Annotated in this window: 12 protein-coding genes; 7 read left to right on the top strand and 5 right to left on the bottom strand. The window is 65.6% G+C overall.

Annotated elements, in window-relative coordinates; translation table 11 throughout:
- Window positions 1–179 precede the first annotated feature (179 nt).
- Window positions 180–587: a GlcG/HbpS family heme-binding protein gene (locus CSQ91_RS03185; protein ID WP_034786036.1), complete on the bottom strand. Its 408-nt coding sequence runs from the start codon at window positions 585–587 to the stop codon at window positions 180–182.
- A gap of 59 nt (window positions 588–646) precedes the next feature.
- Window positions 647–1,558, bottom strand: a complete 912-nt coding sequence (locus CSQ91_RS03180) for a patatin-like phospholipase family protein (protein ID WP_034786038.1) — start codon at window positions 1,556–1,558, stop codon at window positions 647–649.
- A 178-nt stretch (window positions 1,559–1,736) separates the two neighbouring features.
- On the opposite strand from CSQ91_RS03180, the gene CSQ91_RS03175 reads away from it, so the two are divergent.
- The 4 genes from CSQ91_RS03175 to CSQ91_RS03160 all read left to right on the top strand — a co-directional run bounded on the left by CSQ91_RS03175 (window position 1,737) and on the right by CSQ91_RS03160 (window position 6,525).
- The gene (locus CSQ91_RS03175; protein ID WP_083299578.1) at window positions 1,737–2,396 is read left to right on the top strand and encodes a hypothetical protein; all 660 of its coding nucleotides are present in this window, start codon (window positions 1,737–1,739) and stop codon (window positions 2,394–2,396) included.
- Window positions 2,393–2,680: a barstar family protein gene (locus CSQ91_RS03170; protein WP_070259010.1), complete on the top strand. Its 288-nt coding sequence runs from the start codon at window positions 2,393–2,395 to the stop codon at window positions 2,678–2,680. The genes CSQ91_RS03175 and CSQ91_RS03170 overlap by 4 nt, the downstream gene beginning before the upstream one ends.
- A gap of 364 nt (window positions 2,681–3,044) precedes the next feature.
- On the top strand, window positions 3,045–4,751 hold the full coding sequence (leuA, locus tag CSQ91_RS03165) for a 2-isopropylmalate synthase (RefSeq protein ID WP_070259012.1): 1,707 nt from the start codon (window positions 3,045–3,047) through the stop codon (window positions 4,749–4,751).
- 169 nt (window positions 4,752–4,920) lie between these two features.
- Window positions 4,921–6,525 (top strand): methyl-accepting chemotaxis protein, encoded by a 1,605-nt coding sequence (locus tag CSQ91_RS03160; RefSeq protein ID WP_180278326.1) that lies wholly within the window; start codon window positions 4,921–4,923, stop codon window positions 6,523–6,525.
- 1 nt (window position 6,526) lies between these two features.
- On the opposite strand, the gene egtB is transcribed toward CSQ91_RS03160, so the two are convergent.
- On the bottom strand, window positions 6,527–7,768 hold the full coding sequence (gene egtB, locus CSQ91_RS03155) for an ergothioneine biosynthesis protein EgtB (protein ID WP_099387362.1): 1,242 nt from the start codon (window positions 7,766–7,768) through the stop codon (window positions 6,527–6,529).
- An 8-nt stretch (window positions 7,769–7,776) separates the two neighbouring features.
- The gene (egtD, locus tag CSQ91_RS03150) at window positions 7,777–8,769 is read right to left on the bottom strand and encodes an L-histidine N(alpha)-methyltransferase (protein WP_099387361.1); all 993 of its coding nucleotides are present in this window, start codon (window positions 8,767–8,769) and stop codon (window positions 7,777–7,779) included.
- A gap of 324 nt (window positions 8,770–9,093) precedes the next feature.
- Between egtD and CSQ91_RS03145 the strand changes: the two genes are divergently transcribed.
- The 3 genes from CSQ91_RS03145 to CSQ91_RS03135 all read left to right on the top strand — a co-directional run bounded on the left by CSQ91_RS03145 (window position 9,094) and on the right by CSQ91_RS03135 (window position 16,011).
- Window positions 9,094–9,786, top strand: coding sequence for an ABC transporter ATP-binding protein (locus CSQ91_RS03145; RefSeq protein ID WP_034786044.1), 693 nt, complete (start codon window positions 9,094–9,096; stop codon window positions 9,784–9,786).
- A 181-nt stretch (window positions 9,787–9,967) separates the two neighbouring features.
- Window positions 9,968–10,255 (top strand): hypothetical protein, encoded by a 288-nt coding sequence (locus CSQ91_RS03140; RefSeq protein WP_034786045.1) that lies wholly within the window; start codon window positions 9,968–9,970, stop codon window positions 10,253–10,255.
- Window positions 10,256–10,545: 290 nt separating this feature from the next.
- Entirely contained in the window at window positions 10,546–16,011 is a 5,466-nt protein-coding gene (locus CSQ91_RS03135; RefSeq protein WP_099387360.1) for a CHAT domain-containing protein, read from the top strand.
- Here the strand turns inward: CSQ91_RS03135 and CSQ91_RS03130 are convergent.
- Window positions 15,944–16,705 (bottom strand): GNAT family N-acetyltransferase, encoded by a 762-nt coding sequence (locus CSQ91_RS03130; RefSeq protein ID WP_099387359.1) that lies wholly within the window; start codon window positions 16,703–16,705, stop codon window positions 15,944–15,946. The two genes, CSQ91_RS03135 and CSQ91_RS03130, sit on opposite strands and share 68 nt — an antisense overlap.
- Window positions 16,706–16,787 lie beyond the last annotated feature (82 nt).

The raw sequence follows: 16,787 nt of genomic DNA, 5'->3' as shown, positions 1-16,787 counted from the left end.
CGCTACGGTATATGTGTGATTGGCTAAACCTTTGAATTATAACCAAAAGGAAGCTTTTCCACAAGGAAGAAAATTCAGAATCGGCGGCATTTTTTTGCATGGCAACATAAAAACTGCGCCCCATGAAAAAAGCCGCCCGGCTTGCGCGGAGCGGCTCATTCTGCAACTGCGGCTACTACTTAGGCCGTCAAAGCAGCGATACCTGCTTTGGCGATTTGCGCATCTTCCGCCGACTTGACGCCCGAGACGCCGACGGCACCCACGTAGTGACCGTCGAACACGATGGGCACGCCGCCTTCGAGCAAGCCGTCGATTTCCGGTGCGCTCAGGAACGACACGCGGCCGCCATTGATCATCTCTTCATAGATGCGCGATTCGCGGCGACCCAGTGCGGCCGTCTTGGCTTTCGATGGGGCGATGTGCGACGAGATCGGCGCCACGCCATCCATGCGCTGCAGCCACAGCAGGTGGCCGCCGTCGTCGACGATGGCGATCGTGACCGCCCAGTTATTCTTGACCGCTTCCGCTTCGGCGGCGGCAGCGATTTTCTTTACGTCGTCCAGGGTCAAAATCGGTTTCGATTGCATGGTGCATCCTTGTTATGTTGAATCAAAATTGTATACGAAATGCGCGGCGGCGCTACCCCCTACTGCTCGCGCTTGGCTTTCAGCTTTTGCTTGAGCTGCGCCATGACGGCAAAGGTCGCCTGCTCGCCCGCCAGGATCGCCTGATTGCGGCTGTTGAAATCGTTGCCCTTCATGGTGCCCAGGCTGGGCTGGATCACCACGTCCGCATCCTTGAGCTCGAACTGGTTGATGCGCTGGCCCATGATGGCGAAGGTCTGCATCAGCACTTCCATCGAGCTGATGGCCTTCTGGGTATCCGTTTGCGACGAGATATTCACGGCGATGATGAAATCGGCGCCCATGTCGCGCGCGAAGCGCACGGGTACGGGAGCGACGAGGCCCCCATCGACATAGGTGTGACCGGCAATCGTCACAGGCTGGAACACGCCGGGCACGGCCGACGAGGCGCGCACGGCCATGCCGGTGTTACCGCGCTGGAACAGGATCGGCTGGCCATTTTTCAAATCGGTCGCCACCACGCCGAAGGGAATCTTCAGCTTTTCCAGCGGCACGCCGCCCACGGCCTTGTTGACATAGCTTTGCAGCGCTTCGCCTTTCAGCACGCCGGAGGACTTGCCGAACAGGGGCAAGGCCCAGTCGGAAATGGCCGCCTCGTCCATGTCGAACGCCATCTTTTGCAGGGCAAAGCCGGAGTTACCCGCCGCATACATGGCGCCCACCACGCTGCCGGCGCTGGTGCCGGTGACGATATCGGCGACGATGCCCTGCGATTCGAGCGCCTTGATCACGCCAATATGCGCGAAACCGCGCGCCGCGCCACCACCCAGCGCCAGGCCGATTTTGATCTTGCGCGGCGTGACGACAATGGGTTCGGGTGGCGTCAATACTTGAACGGGTTTCGGGGCGGTGGTATCGCAGCCGGCCAGCGCAAAGGCGGCCAGGGCAAGCAAGGTCAGGCGTTTAGGGAACATGTGGAGAGGGGGAACCGCGCGCGGCAGTGGCAATAAAGGAGAGCCGATTGTAGCGCAAGCGGGGCTGCCTGCACTGAAGGCTGTCTTAAATGTTTATGCTGACAATGTTCGTGCGCGCCGCCTCATCCAGCAGACCACTGCTAGACTGGCGCCTGGTTTTTACTTTCCTCCAATTAATATGTCAGAACACCAATTTGCCGACAGCCGCGCCCTGAGCGAACCATTTGCGCAACAGCTATCGCAGCAGCAGCCCGATGGCGCCCTCGCCTGGCTGACCGCCATCCTCGCCACGCAGGCGCCCGCGCTGCGCTCGTCGAACGCCACCTTGCTGGCTTACACGGGCAATCCGGCCGCCCTCGACTGGATCGAGACCAATGTCGGCTCGCCCGTGGCGGGACAATGGGGCGTGGCGGCGGCCCTGCTGGGCACGCCGTGGCCCCGCATCGCCGGCTGGCTCGGGCAAGGCGGCCCACACCGGCTGATGGCGCTCGATACCCTGCTCGCCTACCGCAAGCCAGCCGTCAACATGTCGCCGCTGGAACAGATCGCCGCCCCCGTGCTGCCGCAGGCGCCCGCGCGCGCCGACCTCGACGCCGCGCTGGCCACCTGCCTGGCCGCCTCCGCGACGCCGCGCATCCAGGCGGCCGTCAACTCGATCCAGCAACATGCGGATGACATCCTGCGCAGCGGCCCACGCGGCGTGGCCGTGGCCGACTTGCCGCGCCTGTATCTCGACCCGGCGCCCTTCAAGGATGCGCCCGCCATCCTGGCGCAGCACGAAACGGTGGCCGCCGGCATGCGGCAAAACCTGCAGAACCTGCTCAAGGGAATACTGTGAGCAGGCAAGCCCTTGTCACGATCGACTTGAGCGATATCAACTCGCCGCGCCAGCTGCATGCGGCGCTGGCCGCCGCGCTGGGTTTTCCTTCCTTCTACGGCATGAACTGGGATGCGTTCTGGGATGCCGTCACGGGCCTGGTGGACATGCCGCAACAACTGGAGCTGCGCGGCTGGCCAGCCTTCGCCGCACGGCTGCCGCACGATGCGGCCATCCTGCAGCGCATCCTGGCGCGCATGGCGCAGGAAATGCCGGACCTGGCCGCGCAAGTGCATTACGCTTGACACAACGTGACGCCAGGAAACGCTTGACAGCCCGCCCCAACCTCCCTTACATTAAGTGCATGTCCTCCTTCAAACATCCATCCCCTTCCCTGCTGTCGCTATCGCGACTACACCTAGCACGCGCATAAGTTTGCCGCATTGCTTCGCCTGGCCACACGCCGGCGTGTTTCAAAAACCCTGGAAGGTTTGATGATGTTTGCACCATCCCCATTCGTACACGTAGTTCCCCCTGCGACCGCCCCCGCTGGCATCGTCGCTGCACCGCTATCGCTACCGATCGCTTGCCTGGCCTAGTGTTGCGTGGCCGCCCGGCAAGCTTGCGCCACAACCATTGATTTCCCCCTATCTTCAGGAGTACCCGATCATGATGTTGCAAAACCCAGCTTCCAAATACCGCGCCTTTCCTCCCGTCAAATTGACCGACCGTCAATGGCCAAACCAGATCATCAGCAAACCACCTATCTGGATGAGCACCGACTTGCGCGACGGCAACCAGTCGCTGATCGAGCCGATGAGCGCGGAAAAGAAGCTGCGGTTCTTCGACATGCTGATCGCCATCGGCCTCAAGGAAATCGAAGTGGGCTTCCCATCGGCATCGCAAACGGATTTCGATTTCGTGCGCAAGCTCGTCGATGAAGGCCGCATCCCGGACGACGTCACCATCATCGTGTTGACCCAGTCGCGCGAAGAATTGATACGCCGCACGGTGGAATCCGTCGTCGGCGCCAAGCGCGCCATCGTCCACCTGTACAACTCCGTGGCGCCCGTGTTCCGCAAAGTCGTGTTCGGCATGTCGCGCGAGGAAATCACGAATATCGCCACCACCGGCACCACCCTGGTAAAACAGCTGGTGGCGCAGCATCCGGAAACGGAATGGGGTTTCGAATACACACCGGAATCGTTTTCCACCACGGAACTCGATTTCTCCAAGCATATCTGCGACGCCGTCAGCGCCATCTGGAAGCCGACGCCGGCCAACAAGATGATCATCAACCTGCCATCGACCGTGGAATGCAGCACGCCCAACGTGTATGCGGACCAGATCGAATGGATGTCGCGCAAACTGGCGCGCCGCGATTCCATCATCATCAGCGTGCATCCGCATAACGACCGCGGCACGGCCGTCGCGTCGGCCGAGCTGGCCGTGATGGCGGGCGCCGACCGCGTGGAAGGCTGCTTGTTCGGCAATGGCGAGCGCACGGGCAACGTCGACCTGGTGACTTTGGCGATGAACCTGTACACGCAGGGCGTGCATCCGGGCCTCGATTTCTCCGACATCGATACCGTGCGCAAGTGCGTGGAAGAGTGCAACCAGCTGCCCGTCCACCCGCGCCACCCGTATGCGGGCGACCTGGTGTTTACGGCATTCTCCGGCTCGCACCAGGATGCGATCAAGAAAGGTTTCGCCAAGCAACAACCGGACAGCATCTGGGAAGTGCCGTACTTGCCGATCGACCCGGCCGACCTGGGCCGCAGCTATGACGCCGTGATCCGCGTCAACAGCCAGTCCGGCAAGGGCGGCATGGCGTACTTGCTGGAACAGGAATACGGCCTGGTCTTGCCGCGCCGCCTGCAGATCGAATTCTCGCGCGCCGTGCAAGCCGTGGCCGACGCCACGGGCCGCGAAATCGCCGCGCAGGATATCCATGAAATCTTCCAGAAGGAATACCTGGAGCAGACGGCGCCATACGCCTACGCTTCGCACCGCATGGTGGAAGACACGAGCAGCGACGAATCCGTGCAGATCGACATCAGCCTGTCGCACCGCCAGACGCCATTGGCCCTGCAAGGCGGCGGCAACGGCCCCATCGATGCCTTCGTCAACGCCCTCGGTCTCGACATCAAGCTGATGGACTACCATGAGCACTCGATCGGCTCCGGCGCCAACGCGCAAGCGGCTTGCTACGTGGAGTTGCGCCTCGACAATGGCCCGACCCTGTTCGGCGCCGCCATCGACAGCAATATCGTCACCGCCTCGTTCAAGGCTGTCTTGTCGGCCGTGAACCGCCGCATCAAGCAGACGGACGCCGAAAAAACAACAGAGGCCGACGTGGCTGCCAACGCCGCCTGAGCACGGCCAGGGCATCCCTCATAGGGAGAAAAAGCGGTACGGCTTGATCGCCGTGCCGCTTTTTCATTTCTATTGGGCAATTAGTAGTGCAAATCAGGTATCACCAACCGTATAATCGTTGCATAACAAGACCACCGGAGACAGATCATTAGCTACCGAGGGAATCAGTATGAAATTGACGGATATGAAGATAGGCGTGCGCCTGGGCGCCGGTTTTGGCGTGGTGCTGTTACTGATGGCAGTGCTGGTAGGCACGGGCCTTTTCCGGCTCGACAAGATCGGCGCGCTCAGCGAAGCCATCATCGAGAAAGACTGGGCCAAGGCCGACGCCATCGCCACCATCCGCAGCACCACGCGTTCGAACGCGGCACTGGTGCTGGAACTGTTCATCCATGAAGATCCGGCCCGCGCCAACGCCATCCACGGCGAAATCGATGCCAACAAGGCCACCATCACCGATGCGCTGGTCGTGCTCGACCGCCTGATCGTGCTGCCTGAAGGCAAGGAACTGCTGGCCACCCTGAAGCAGCAGCGCAAGGCCTATGTCGTGTCGTTCAGCCAGGCCGACAAGCTGCTGGTGGCGGGACAGCGCGCGGAAGCGGCCGTACATGTGCGCGACGATACCCTGCCCGCCCTGAATCAATTGCAAAAGACGGTGAACCGCCTGAATGAAATCCAGCGCGGGGTGGTCGTGCATGGCGGCCAGCAAATCAAGCAGAATATTTCCGCAGCGAATGTGCTGATGGCCAGCCTGGGCACGGCCGCCCTGCTGCTGGGCGTGCTCTTTGCTTGGCGGGTCACGCGCTCGATCACCACGCCGATCGCCTATGCCTTGCGCGTGGCGCAAGCCGTGGCCGCAGGCGACCTGAGCAGCAAAATCGTGGCCGAAGGCAAGGATGAAGCGGGCCAGCTGCTGCAGGCGTTGCGCGACATGAACGCCAACCTGGCCACCCTGGTGGGGCAGGTGCGCGGCGGCACGGGCACGATAGCCGTGGCGTCGAGCCAGATCGCCAGCGGCAATGCCGACCTGTCGGCCCGTACGGAGGCGCAAGCCAGCGCGCTGGAAGAGACGGCCTCGTCGATGATCGAACTGACGGGCACCGTGCGCAGCAACAGCGACAATGCGCGCCAGGCCGACAGCCTGGCCCGCTCGGCATCGGCCATCGCCCAGCGCGGCGGCTCGGCCATGGCGGAAGTGATCGGCACCATGGATGCCATCAATGCATCGTCGCGCAAGATCGTCGACATCATCGCCGTGATCGACGGCATCGCCTTCCAGACGAATATCCTGGCACTGAACGCGGCGGTGGAAGCGGCGCGCGCAGGTGAGCAAGGCCGCGGCTTTGCCGTGGTGGCGTCCGAAGTGCGCAACCTGGCGCAACGCTCGGCTGCGGCGGCGAAAGAAATCAAGGAATTGATCGCCGACTCCGTCAACAGGGTCGGCCAGGGCGCGCAACTGGTCAGCCAGGCGGGCGCCACGATGGATGAAGTAGTGGCCAGCGTGGGCCGGGTCAGCGCCATCGTCGGTGAAATCAGCGTTGCCAACCACGAGCAGAGCGAAGGCATCGAGCAAATCAATGCGGCCATCATGCAGATGGACCAGACGACGCAGCAAAACGCGGCCCTCGTCGAGGAAGCGGCCGCGGCGGCGGCGGCCATGCATGAACAGGCGGGCGAACTGGAAACTCTCGTCAGCCAGTTCAAGCTGGAACAGAACACTGCCGCCAAGGCGCCACCCCGCCCTGACGCACCCGCCGTCCCGCGCCTGCACTAAGTTATTCCACCTGGCGCGCCAGGCGGATGCCGGAAAATTGCCAGCGCGCGCCGGCCGGGAAGAAATTGCGGTAGCTGGCGCGCGCATGGCCGGCCGGCGTGGCGCACGACGAGCCGCGCAGCACATACTGGTTCAGCATGAACTTGCCGTTGTATTCGCCGAGCGCCCCGGGCGCCGTGCGGTAGCCCGGATACGGCGCGTAGCTGCTGCTGGTCCACTGCCAGCAATGGCCGAACATTTGCCGCAGCCCTGTTCCCGGTGCGCCGGCGGCCGGATGCAGCTGGCCAACTTGCAGCGCGACGCCTTGCGCCGCCACTTCCCATTCCGCTTCCGTCGGCAGGCGCGCGCCGGCCCAGTGCGCATAGGCGTCCGCCTCGAACAGGGACAGATGCGTGGCCGGCGCCTGCGGATCGAGCGGACGCAAGCCGAACAGGGTGAATTCCTGCCATTGCCCAGCGTCACCGCGCTGCCAGTACAGCGGGCAATCCAGTTGCTGGCTGCGCACCCAGTCCCAGCCTTCGGCCAGCCACCAATGCGCCGTGCGGTAGCCGCCCGCCTCGATGAAGGCCAGGTACTCGCCATTCGTCACCAGCGCGCTGGCCAGTTCGAACGGCGCCACGTATTGCGGATGGCGCGGCAATTCATTGTCGAAGCAAAAGCCATCGCCCGCATGGCCGATCTGCGCCAGGCCGCCGTCGAAGGCGAGCCAGGCCGTGGGCGGCGCGGCTTGCTGCGCTGATGGCGCCGCGCTGTCCATGCGATCCAGGTAGGCGGGAAACAGGGCGCTCTGCGCCAGCAGGTGCTTGACGTCCGTCAACAGCAATTCCTGATGCTGCTGCTCGTGTTCGAGCCCCAGCGCCAGCAGCATGGTCAGCCGTTCGCGCTCCTCGCGCGCCAGTTCGCCCGCCAGCAGGCGGCCGATGCGCGCATCGACATCCATCCGGTAGGCGCGCACGACGTCCATGCCGGGGCGCGTCAGCAAGCCACGCTGGGCGCGCGGGTGCTTCTCGCCCACGCCGTTGTAATAGGAATTGAACAGCACGCGGAAGGCCGGGTGGAATGGCGCGAACGCCGCTTCCATGCTTTCCAGAATAAACGTTTCGAAAAACCAGGTGGTATGCGCGAGGTGCCATTTCACGGGACTGGCGTCCGGCATCGATTGGGCGCCGCAATCCTCGTCGGACAGGGGCTCGGCCAGCAGCAGAGAATGCTGGCGCACTTGATGGTAATGATCGATCAGCATCGTCGCCTTTAGTCTCGAATCACGCGTGCGTAAATCACGGCAAACCACTGTTGCGGATCCGTCCAGACTTGCACGGTGGAAAACCCGGCCTGTTCCAGCAAGCCGACAAAGGCCGCGCGCGTGTACTTATAGCTGTCTTCAGTATGGATGCGCTCGCCTTTCGCGAAACGCCGCTGGCCGCCTTTCCAATGCACAAACTGCTCGCTGCGCGCTTCCAGGTGCATTTCGACGCGGCGCTCGTCGGCATTGAAAAAGCCGTGGTGCTGCCACGCGCGCACGTCGAAGTCGGCGCCGATCAGCCCGTTCACGTGGCGCAGCATGTTCAGGTTGAAGGCGGCCGTGACGCCCAGCGCATCGTCATAGGCGGCGTCGAGGATGGCGTCGTCCTTGATCAGGTCGACGCCGATCAGCAGGCCGCCATCGCCGTCCGCATTCGCGCGCAGGCGGCGCAAAAAGGCGGTTGCTTGCTCGGGCGCAAAATTACCGATCGACGAGCCGGGATAGAAGAACAATCGCCGTGCCTCGCGCACGCTGTCTGGCAAGTCCAGGCGGCTGGAAAAATCCAGGCCCAGGCCCGTCATCTCGATGTGCGGAAAGCGCTGCTGCAGCCGGCTCAGCGATTCGCTGAGGAAATCGTAGGAAATATCCACGGCCACGTACTGGGCCGGGTGCAACAGGGGGAACAGGCTGGCGGCCTTGGCGCAATTGCCCGCGCCCAGGTCGATCAGGGTGCTACCCGGCCCCACGGCGTGGGCGATCTCGGCGCCATGGCGGGCGAAGATGGCCGCTTCCGTGCGCGTCGGATAGTACTCGGGCAAGGCGCAGATGGCTTCGAACAGCTTGGAGCCGAGCGCGTCGTACAGGTACTTGGGCGACGTCCAGGCATCGCGCGCCAGCAGGCCGCTGCTGATCTCGGCTATCGTGGCAGGAGTGGCGCTGGCCGCGCTGGCGTGGCTGGCTGGACGGAAATCGGATTGCTGTTGCGCAAGTGGCATGGTCATGGGCTGGCGTCGTCAATGTTAGGTTCACGAAGGGCTTGCACGGTCAGCCACCGGGCGCACCGCCCCTGCCGCAGCGGTTTGCGGGCGCCTCTGCCGATGACTTTTTCTCATCATAGCGGAATCCGCGCAAGCCAGCCGTGCGGCAGGTAACTTAAGGTCGATGCGCGCCGTCTGCCGCAGGAACCACACAAAAGTGGTATTACCAAGCAAAAAGCATAAGCCTGTCGTATACTACACATTGCCGGCCAAACAATCCGCGCCCCTTTGCAGTTCCCAGGCCCCCCTCTCCCCCGCGTGCCTCCCTTTACGATAGCCGTTAACACCATGCTCGAATTGCGCCATCTGTCGAAGTCCTATGCCAATGCCCGTCCCGTGCTGGCCAACATTTCCTGCCGCTTCAAGGCCGGGGAATTCATCGCCATCATGGGTGACTCGGGCGTGGGCAAGTCGACCTTGCTGAACCTGATCGCCGGCCTCGATACGCCCGACGCGGGTGCCGAAGCGCACCCTATCCTGGTGGACGGCATTGCCATGTCCAGCCTCGATGACGCCGCCGCCACCCGGCTGCGTCGCGCCCGCATGGGCTTTATTTTCCAGGCCTTCCACGTCTTGCCGCACCTGACCCTGCTGCAAAACGTGGCCCTGCCGCTGCTGCTCAACGGACTGCCCCAGGAGCGTGCCGCCAGCATGCTCGAGGCGGTCGGCCTGGGCGGGCGCGGCGGCGACTTTCCGCAGCAATTGTCCGGCGGCGAAATGCAGCGCGTGGCCATTGCCCGCGCACTCGTCCACAAGCCGGCACTGGTGCTGGCCGACGAGCCCACCGGCAACCTCGACCCGGACACGGCGCACAGCATCCTGCAATTGCTGCGCGCCGAAATCAAGGCCAACGGCAGTTGCGCGATCATGGTCACGCATTCGCTGGCCGCCGCCGAAATGGCGGACCGGACCATGATCCTGACGAAAAGCGGACTACAAAATACAACAATCGTCAACCAAACTGATCAAACAATCAGTTAATTTAACTGACCATCTGTCACAAGTTTTGTTATCGTAGTATTATTTAAACACTTGCCTGGTTATCAATGTTGTAACGCGAATGTTGTACTACGTCACCCAGACAGCCGTACTGCGATGACGAACTATAGCCGGGACCGCGTCAAAGTGGTCTCGTCCCTTGCATAACCTGAAGGAGGAGTAAATGAACGTTCGGCAAAAGAAGCTGGAAATGATTGAGGCGATGAACCGGGCGCGTGCGCTCGAGCCATCGAGTTTTGTGCCCAACAAGCTGCTCGATACTCTGATCGAGAAGATGAACCTGAAAAATGATGCGGAACTGTGCCGTGTACTGGAAGTCCAGCCCCCCATCATCAGCAAGATTCGTCACGGCAAACTGTCGGTCGGTGCAACGATTTTATTGCGCATGCATGAAAAATCGGACATCACCATCCGCGAACTGAAGGAACTGTCCGCCACGCCAGTCCATTGATATAACCGCTGTTGTAATGCCATGCCAGGCACCCAGGTTCCCGGCGCCATGAACTTTTGCCATGAAATTCGCGCAGTTCGCTCACCGCACAACATCCGAGCACGATAGCGAAGAGACCCAGCCCAAACCATGCTGACCGTTTCTCTGCCCTCCCGCCCCAGTTCCGCACCCTCCCCGCCTTCACTCTGCATTGCCCCGCCAGCCAGCATTTCCACTCACACTTGATCTGACACAACACGCATAGTCCGCGCAGGCATCAAGGTCAGCTTTTAACCAGCGATCCCAACCGCATGTCCAGCGATCCTCTTGCGCCGCCCGTGCTGCGCCTGACGCTCACGCGCGATCCCCTCGCCAATGCCGGCGACTGCCCCGCCGCGCCCGGCTGGCATGGCCAGACCCATGTGCTATCCAGCGCGCGCGGCATCGGCAGCTGCCGCATCGCCCTCGATATCGGCCCGTCCGACGTGGTGCAACTGCTGCTGTGCGACGGCAGTTCGCTGCTGGCGGGCAGCCTGGACCTGCCACGCTACCTGGGACCGGCCACGGCGGCGCGCGACGGCGCGCCCGCCAGCATCGAAGTGGGACTGGCCTTGCGCCCGCAGGCGGCGCGCCAGCCGCCCGGCGCCAGCCGCGACGGCCTGGGCGCCTGGATGCTGCGGGCCGTGCGCGTGTACCGCTGCGGCGCCGCCGCCATGACGGCGCTGGCGGCGGCGGGCGCCTTCCAGGACCGCCAGCTGGAACAGCGCCTGGGCCTGTACCGCTGCGGCATCGAGGCCGGCAACATGACGGCCGTCGCCAGCCTGCCCGCCGGGCCGGAACCGGTGCTGCTGCTGTTGCACGGCACGGCCTCATCGACCCAGCGCAGCTTTGGCGGCCTGTGGCGCAACGGCCTGGCGCCGCAACTGGCGGCGCAGTACGGCAACCGCATCTATGGCTTTGAGCACCGCAGCCTCAGCGACAGCCCCATCCAGAATGCGCTGGCCCTCGTGCGCCAGTTGCCGCACGGCGCCGTGCTGCACCTGCTGGCCCATTCGCGCGGCGGCCTGGTGGGTGAATTGCTGGCGCGGGCGCAGCGCATCGACAGCCGCGGCGCCGTCGACCTGGCCGGCGACGGCCTGGAGCGGCTGAGCGAAAACACGGTGGGGGGCGAAGCGTTCAACAGCCACGATATCGACCACTTCACGGCGCAGGCACGGCTGGGCGGCCGCGGCGGCTACGACGAGGATGCGGCGCGCCTGCGCGAACTGAGCGTGGAACTGAAGAAACGCGCCATCCGCATCGCCCGCTTCGTGCGCGTGGCCTGCCCGGCGCGCGGCACCACCTTGATGTCGGGCCGGCTGGACCGCTGGGCCAGCGTGATGTTCAACCTGCTGCTGCAGGACGACGTTCCCGATGGCGCCGTGGCATTCCTGCTGGCCGTGGTGCAGCAGCGCTGCGACGCGCGCATCCTGCCTGGCCTGGAAGCGATGATGCCCGACTCGCCCCTGGTGGCGCTGCTCAACGCGCCCGACGTGCGCGTGGCCAGCCCGCTGCATGTGCTGGCCGGCGCCTGCAGCGGCGATGGCTTGCTGGGCTGGCTGGGCGACTGCCTGGGCGAACAGCTGTACGGCGGGCAGAACGACCTGGTGGTCAATTGCGCCTCGATGGCCGGCGGCGCCACGCGCAGCACGCCGGTGCGGCAACTGCTGCTGCGCGGGCCGCAGACGCACCACCTGAACTACTTCGAGCGCGCGCCGTCCAGCCTGGCCACCGTGCAGGCGCTCACGGGCGACGAAACCGGCTACCAGCCGCTGGCCGGCCTGGAACATGGCGCGCTGGGGCGCGGCGGCGAAGTGCCGAAACGGCGCGCGCACGCGCCCATCGTGCTGCTGCTGCCCGACATGCTGGGCAGCCACCTGCAAGTGGGCAGCAACCGCATCTGGTTCGACCCCGTCAACCTAGTCGAAGGGCGCATCGAACGCCTGGCCGTGGGCCAGCCGCACATCGTCAGCGCCGGCTGGATCGAATCCTGCTATGAACCGTTTGCCCGCTTCCTCGCGCAAAGCCAGGAAGTGCGGCCCTTTGCCTACGACTGGCGCCTCTCGCTGCAGCATTCCGGCAGCGCCTTCCTGCCCGTGCTCGACGAGGCCATGGGCGACGCCGAACAGCGCGGCCAGGCGCTGCGCATCGTGGCCCACGGCATGGGCGGGCTGGTGGCGCGCCTGGCCCTGAAAGACCGCTGGCAGCGCTTCGGCGCCCTGCCCGGCAGCCGCCTGCTGCAGGTGGGCACGGCCAACCGTGGCACGCAGGCGATGGTGCAAGTGCTGCTGGGACGCGACCGGCTGGTGCAGATGCTGGCGTGCTGGATAGGCTGGAAGCACACGCGGCGCCAGTTTCTCGGCTTCGTGCGCGCCTTTCCCGGCATGCTGGAGATGCTGCCGTGGCCGCAGGCGGGGGGCGGCATCGACTATTTCGACGCCGCCGCCTGGGCGCAGCTGGCCGCCGGCGACGGGCAAGCGGGCCTGCCCGGTGGCTGGCAGGCGCCCGAGGCGCCAGCGCTGGCCGCGGCGCGCGCCACCGTGGCCCTGCTGCAAGCGGCCCCGCTCGACGCCCGCCATTGCAGCTACCTGGCCGGCTGCGCCGACACGCCGGTGGCGCTGCGCCTGCGCGACGGCGGCATCGAGACCGCCTGGTCGCCGGACGGCGATGGCCGCACGGCCTGGCAAGGCGCGGTGCCGGACGGCGTGGCGGCCTGCTACCTGCCGGTGGCGCATGGCGACCTGCTGCTGCAAAAGGACTACTACCCGGCCATCGCGCAGCTGCTCGACAGCGGCCAGGGGACCTCCCTGCCGCGGCACTCGCCGCACGCGCCTGGCGGCGTCCCGCCCCGCTTCTATCCGTATGTCCCCGACGCTACGCCGCTGTACCCGCAGCCGCAGGAATTGCTCGACGCGGCCATCGGCGCCGCCGGCCCCGCCAGCGCGCCGGAGAGCCGCGCGCCGCAGCTGAGCCTATCCGTCATCCACGGCAGCATGGCTTCGGCCGACGCGCCCGTCATGAGCGGCTGCTACGCGTCCGAATCGCTGCGCGGCAGCATGAGTTTCCTGGACCGCCTGCTGGCCGGCAAGCTGCAGGAAATCCACGCGCTGGGGCGCTTTCCGCAGCGCCCCGACTCCGCCCTGGTGGTGCTGCAACCAGATGCGGCGCGCCGGCCCGGCGGCGCCATCGTCATCGGACTGGGCGCGCTGGGCGAACTGACGCCGGGCGAACTGGCGCGCGCCTTTGCCGGCGGCCTGCTCGAATATGCGTGCGTCTGCCTGCAGGTGCGCGCCGCCGGCCATGTGGCCGCGCCGCCGATGGGCGAACACGGCTTGCGCGTGGCCAGCCTGCTGTCCGGCTCCGGCTATGGCGGCTTGAGCATCGCCCTGTGCGCCCGGGCCCTGCTCGATGGCGCGCGCAGCGCCAACCGGCGCCTGGAAGACGCGGGCATGGCTTGCCGCATCGGCCATATCGCCATCTACGAACAGTCGGAGGCGCGCGCCATCGCCGCCGCCATGGCCATCGAGCAGATCATGGCCGAGGCGCGCTACCAGGGCAGCTTCACCTTCGAACAGCGCATCCGCCACAGCCCGGGCGGCTACAGGCGCATCCTGCCCAGCCTGAGCGGCGACAATGGCTGGCGCCGCGTGCAGATCGTCGCCGCGGATCTCTCCGGCGCCCTGCGCTTCACCGTGCTGACGGACCGCGCCCACAACAGCGTCGACGAGGAGCCGAACCAGCGGCAAGCCGTCGATGGCCTGATCATGGACGCCACCGACAACACCACCGACCAGCCGGGCCTGTCGCGCGCCCTGTACGAACTGATGCTGCCCAATGGCCTGAAGGCGGCCATCCCCGAGATGCGCGGCCTGATCCTGGCCGTCGACCAGAGCGCCGCCATCTATCCGTGGGAGCTGATGCGCGACGAGGCGGGCAGCGAGGAAAGCCCGCTGTCGACGCGCATCGGCATGGTGCGCCAGCTGGCCAGCCTGCGCGAGCAGCCGTCCGCCGTCAGCCCGCCCAGCAACAGCGTGCTGGTGATCGGCGATACCGATTCCGGCCTGCCCGAGCTGCCCGCCGCGCAGGCCGAGGCGCAGGACGTGGCGCGCATGTTCGGCGCGTACGGCTACCAGGTGCGCGAGCTGCTGCGCCCGCAGGCGCAGCGCGTGCTGGTGCATCTGTTCGACGAGCGCTATTTCGCCATTCACCTGGCCGGCCACGGCGAAGTGGCCGGCCCCGGCATCGCCCATACGGGCCTGGTGCTGGGACCGAAGACGCGGCTGACGGCGGCGCAGGTGGGCAAGCTCAAACGCGTGCCGCAATTCGTCTTCATCAATTGCTGCCACCTGGGCGACATGCGCCCCGACGCCATCGCGCCATGGTCGAAACTGGCCGCCAGCCTGGCCACGGCCTTCATTGAAATGGGCTCGCAGGCGGTGATCGCGGCCGGCTGGCGCATCGACGACCAGGCGGCCAGCATCTTCGCGCACAGCTTTTATCACGCCATGCTGAGCGGCGAATACTTCGGCGACGCCGTGCGCCTGGCGCGCGAAGCGGCGTACCTGCAGTTCCCGGCGTCGAACACCTGGGGCGCCTACCAGGCGTATGGCGACGACCGCTACCGCTTCCCGAACACCCAGAGCCGGCCCTGGCAAGCGCCCGACTACCACTACCACGGCCACCTGCTGGCCGACCTGGAAACCCTGCACGCGCGCCTGGCGGGCGCCGATCCTGCGCGCCGCGCGGCCATCGAGGAAAAGCTGGGCAGCATCGAGGAAGCCGTGCGCGCGCGCTTCTTCGGTTGCGCCGACATCCGCGAAAACATGGCCGCCACGCGGGCCGGCCTCGGTGGCCTGGAAAACACCCTGCGCGCCATCGAACACTACCGGGCGGCGCACAGCGCGGCCGACGGCAAGGTGGGCCTGCGCGCGCTGGCGCACTGGGCGGAACTGGAGATACGCCAGGGCGCCGCCCTGTGCGGCCTCGATGCGGGCGCCGGCATCGAAGTGCCTGCCGTGCCTGATATGCCACAGGGCCGGCAGTTGCTGCAGGACGGAAAACAGCATATCGACCTGCTGGTGGCGCTGGCGCCCACGGCGCAGCGCCTGGCGCTGCTGGGACGCTACTGGGCCTTGCAGGCGCGCCTGGCCTGCGGCGCAGGAAGCTCCGGCGCGCCGGCCCTGCGCGGCATGACGGATGCCTGCCTGGCCGCGCTGGAAGAAGCGCGGCGGCGCAGCGGCGTGGCCGACTGCGACCTCATTTTCCAGGTGCTGGCGGGCGCCCTGCTGCTGAAAGCCCATGCCGACGACAGCGCCTGGCGCGCGCTCGATCCGCAGCTGGGCGACTTGCTGCACGACGCCATCGCCTATGCGCGCCAGCGCCACGCGGACGAACACCGCGCCATCGATGCCGGCGCCCCCGTGCGCGCCGCCTTGCTGGCGGCCCTGTGGCAGGTGCCGGACGGCCAGCCTTTCGACGCGCCCGCGCGCGCCGCCTTCCTGGCGCTATATCACGACGCCGTGCGGCGCCACGGCAGCATCGGCGAACCCGAAGCGATCACGGCGCCGCTGCGCTTCCTGCTCGAACTGCTGCCGCCCGACAGCGCGGACACCGGCTTGCGCAGCGCCGTGCAGGCGCTGGCCGGCCAGCTGCAGTCCTCGCTTCCCGCCCTTAGCCAGGCACCACGCCATAATGGCGCGCATAGCGCTCGTCCAGATTCGCCAGCGGCATCATCATGAACATGTCGGCGCTTTCGAAATCAGGGTCCCAGGCCGGTTCGCCGCAGATCCAGGCGCCCGAACGCAGGTAGCCCTTGATCAGCGGCGGCACCTGCGGCTTGTGCGCCGCTTCCACCTGGTGGATGGGGAAAGGCAGGTGCGGCGTGACGCGGTACTCGCTTGGGGCCATGTGCTTTTCGGCCAGCGCCTGGTACACGGCGACGGCGTTATGGCCGCCATCGGCCAGGCTGATGCTGGCGCAGCCGACCAGGTAGTCGCAGCGCTCGCGGCGCATGTATTCGGCCAGACCGGACCACAGCAGCATGATCACGCTGCCGCCCCGGTATTTCGGGTGGATGCAGGCGCGGCCCGCTTCGACCATGCGTCCGCGCAGGTTCTTCAGGCGGCTCAGGTCGAACTCGTTTTCCGAATACAGCCGGCCGATCTTGGCCGCCTTGGCCGCGCTCAGCACGCGGTAGGTGCCCACCACTTTCAGGGTATCGGCGTCGCGCACGATCAGGTGGTCGCAGTGCGCGTCGAACTCATCGCTGTCGAGGCCATCGGCATTGGCCAGCGAGCTCAATCCCATGGTTTCGATAAACACCTTGTAGCGCAAACGCTGGACTTCGCGCACTTCCGCCGCTGTCGTGGCCTGGCTCAGCACCAGTTGGACCGGCCGGGCCCTGGCTTCGTTTGATGCGATTATGTTCTGCATGGTTTCATCCCCCTGTGATCAAGACGACTCCAGCGTACTTGTCTAATATGTCAGGAAAATGACAGCCGAATGTCATTTCCGT

This window comes from Janthinobacterium sp. BJB301 (genome assembly GCF_002735685.1).
In the GTDB taxonomy this organism is placed as follows: Bacteria; Pseudomonadota; Gammaproteobacteria; order Burkholderiales; family Burkholderiaceae_D; genus Janthinobacterium; species Janthinobacterium lividum.
Note: the sequence above shows the minus strand (reverse complement) of the source record. Positions and strands in the feature narration are given on the sequence as shown.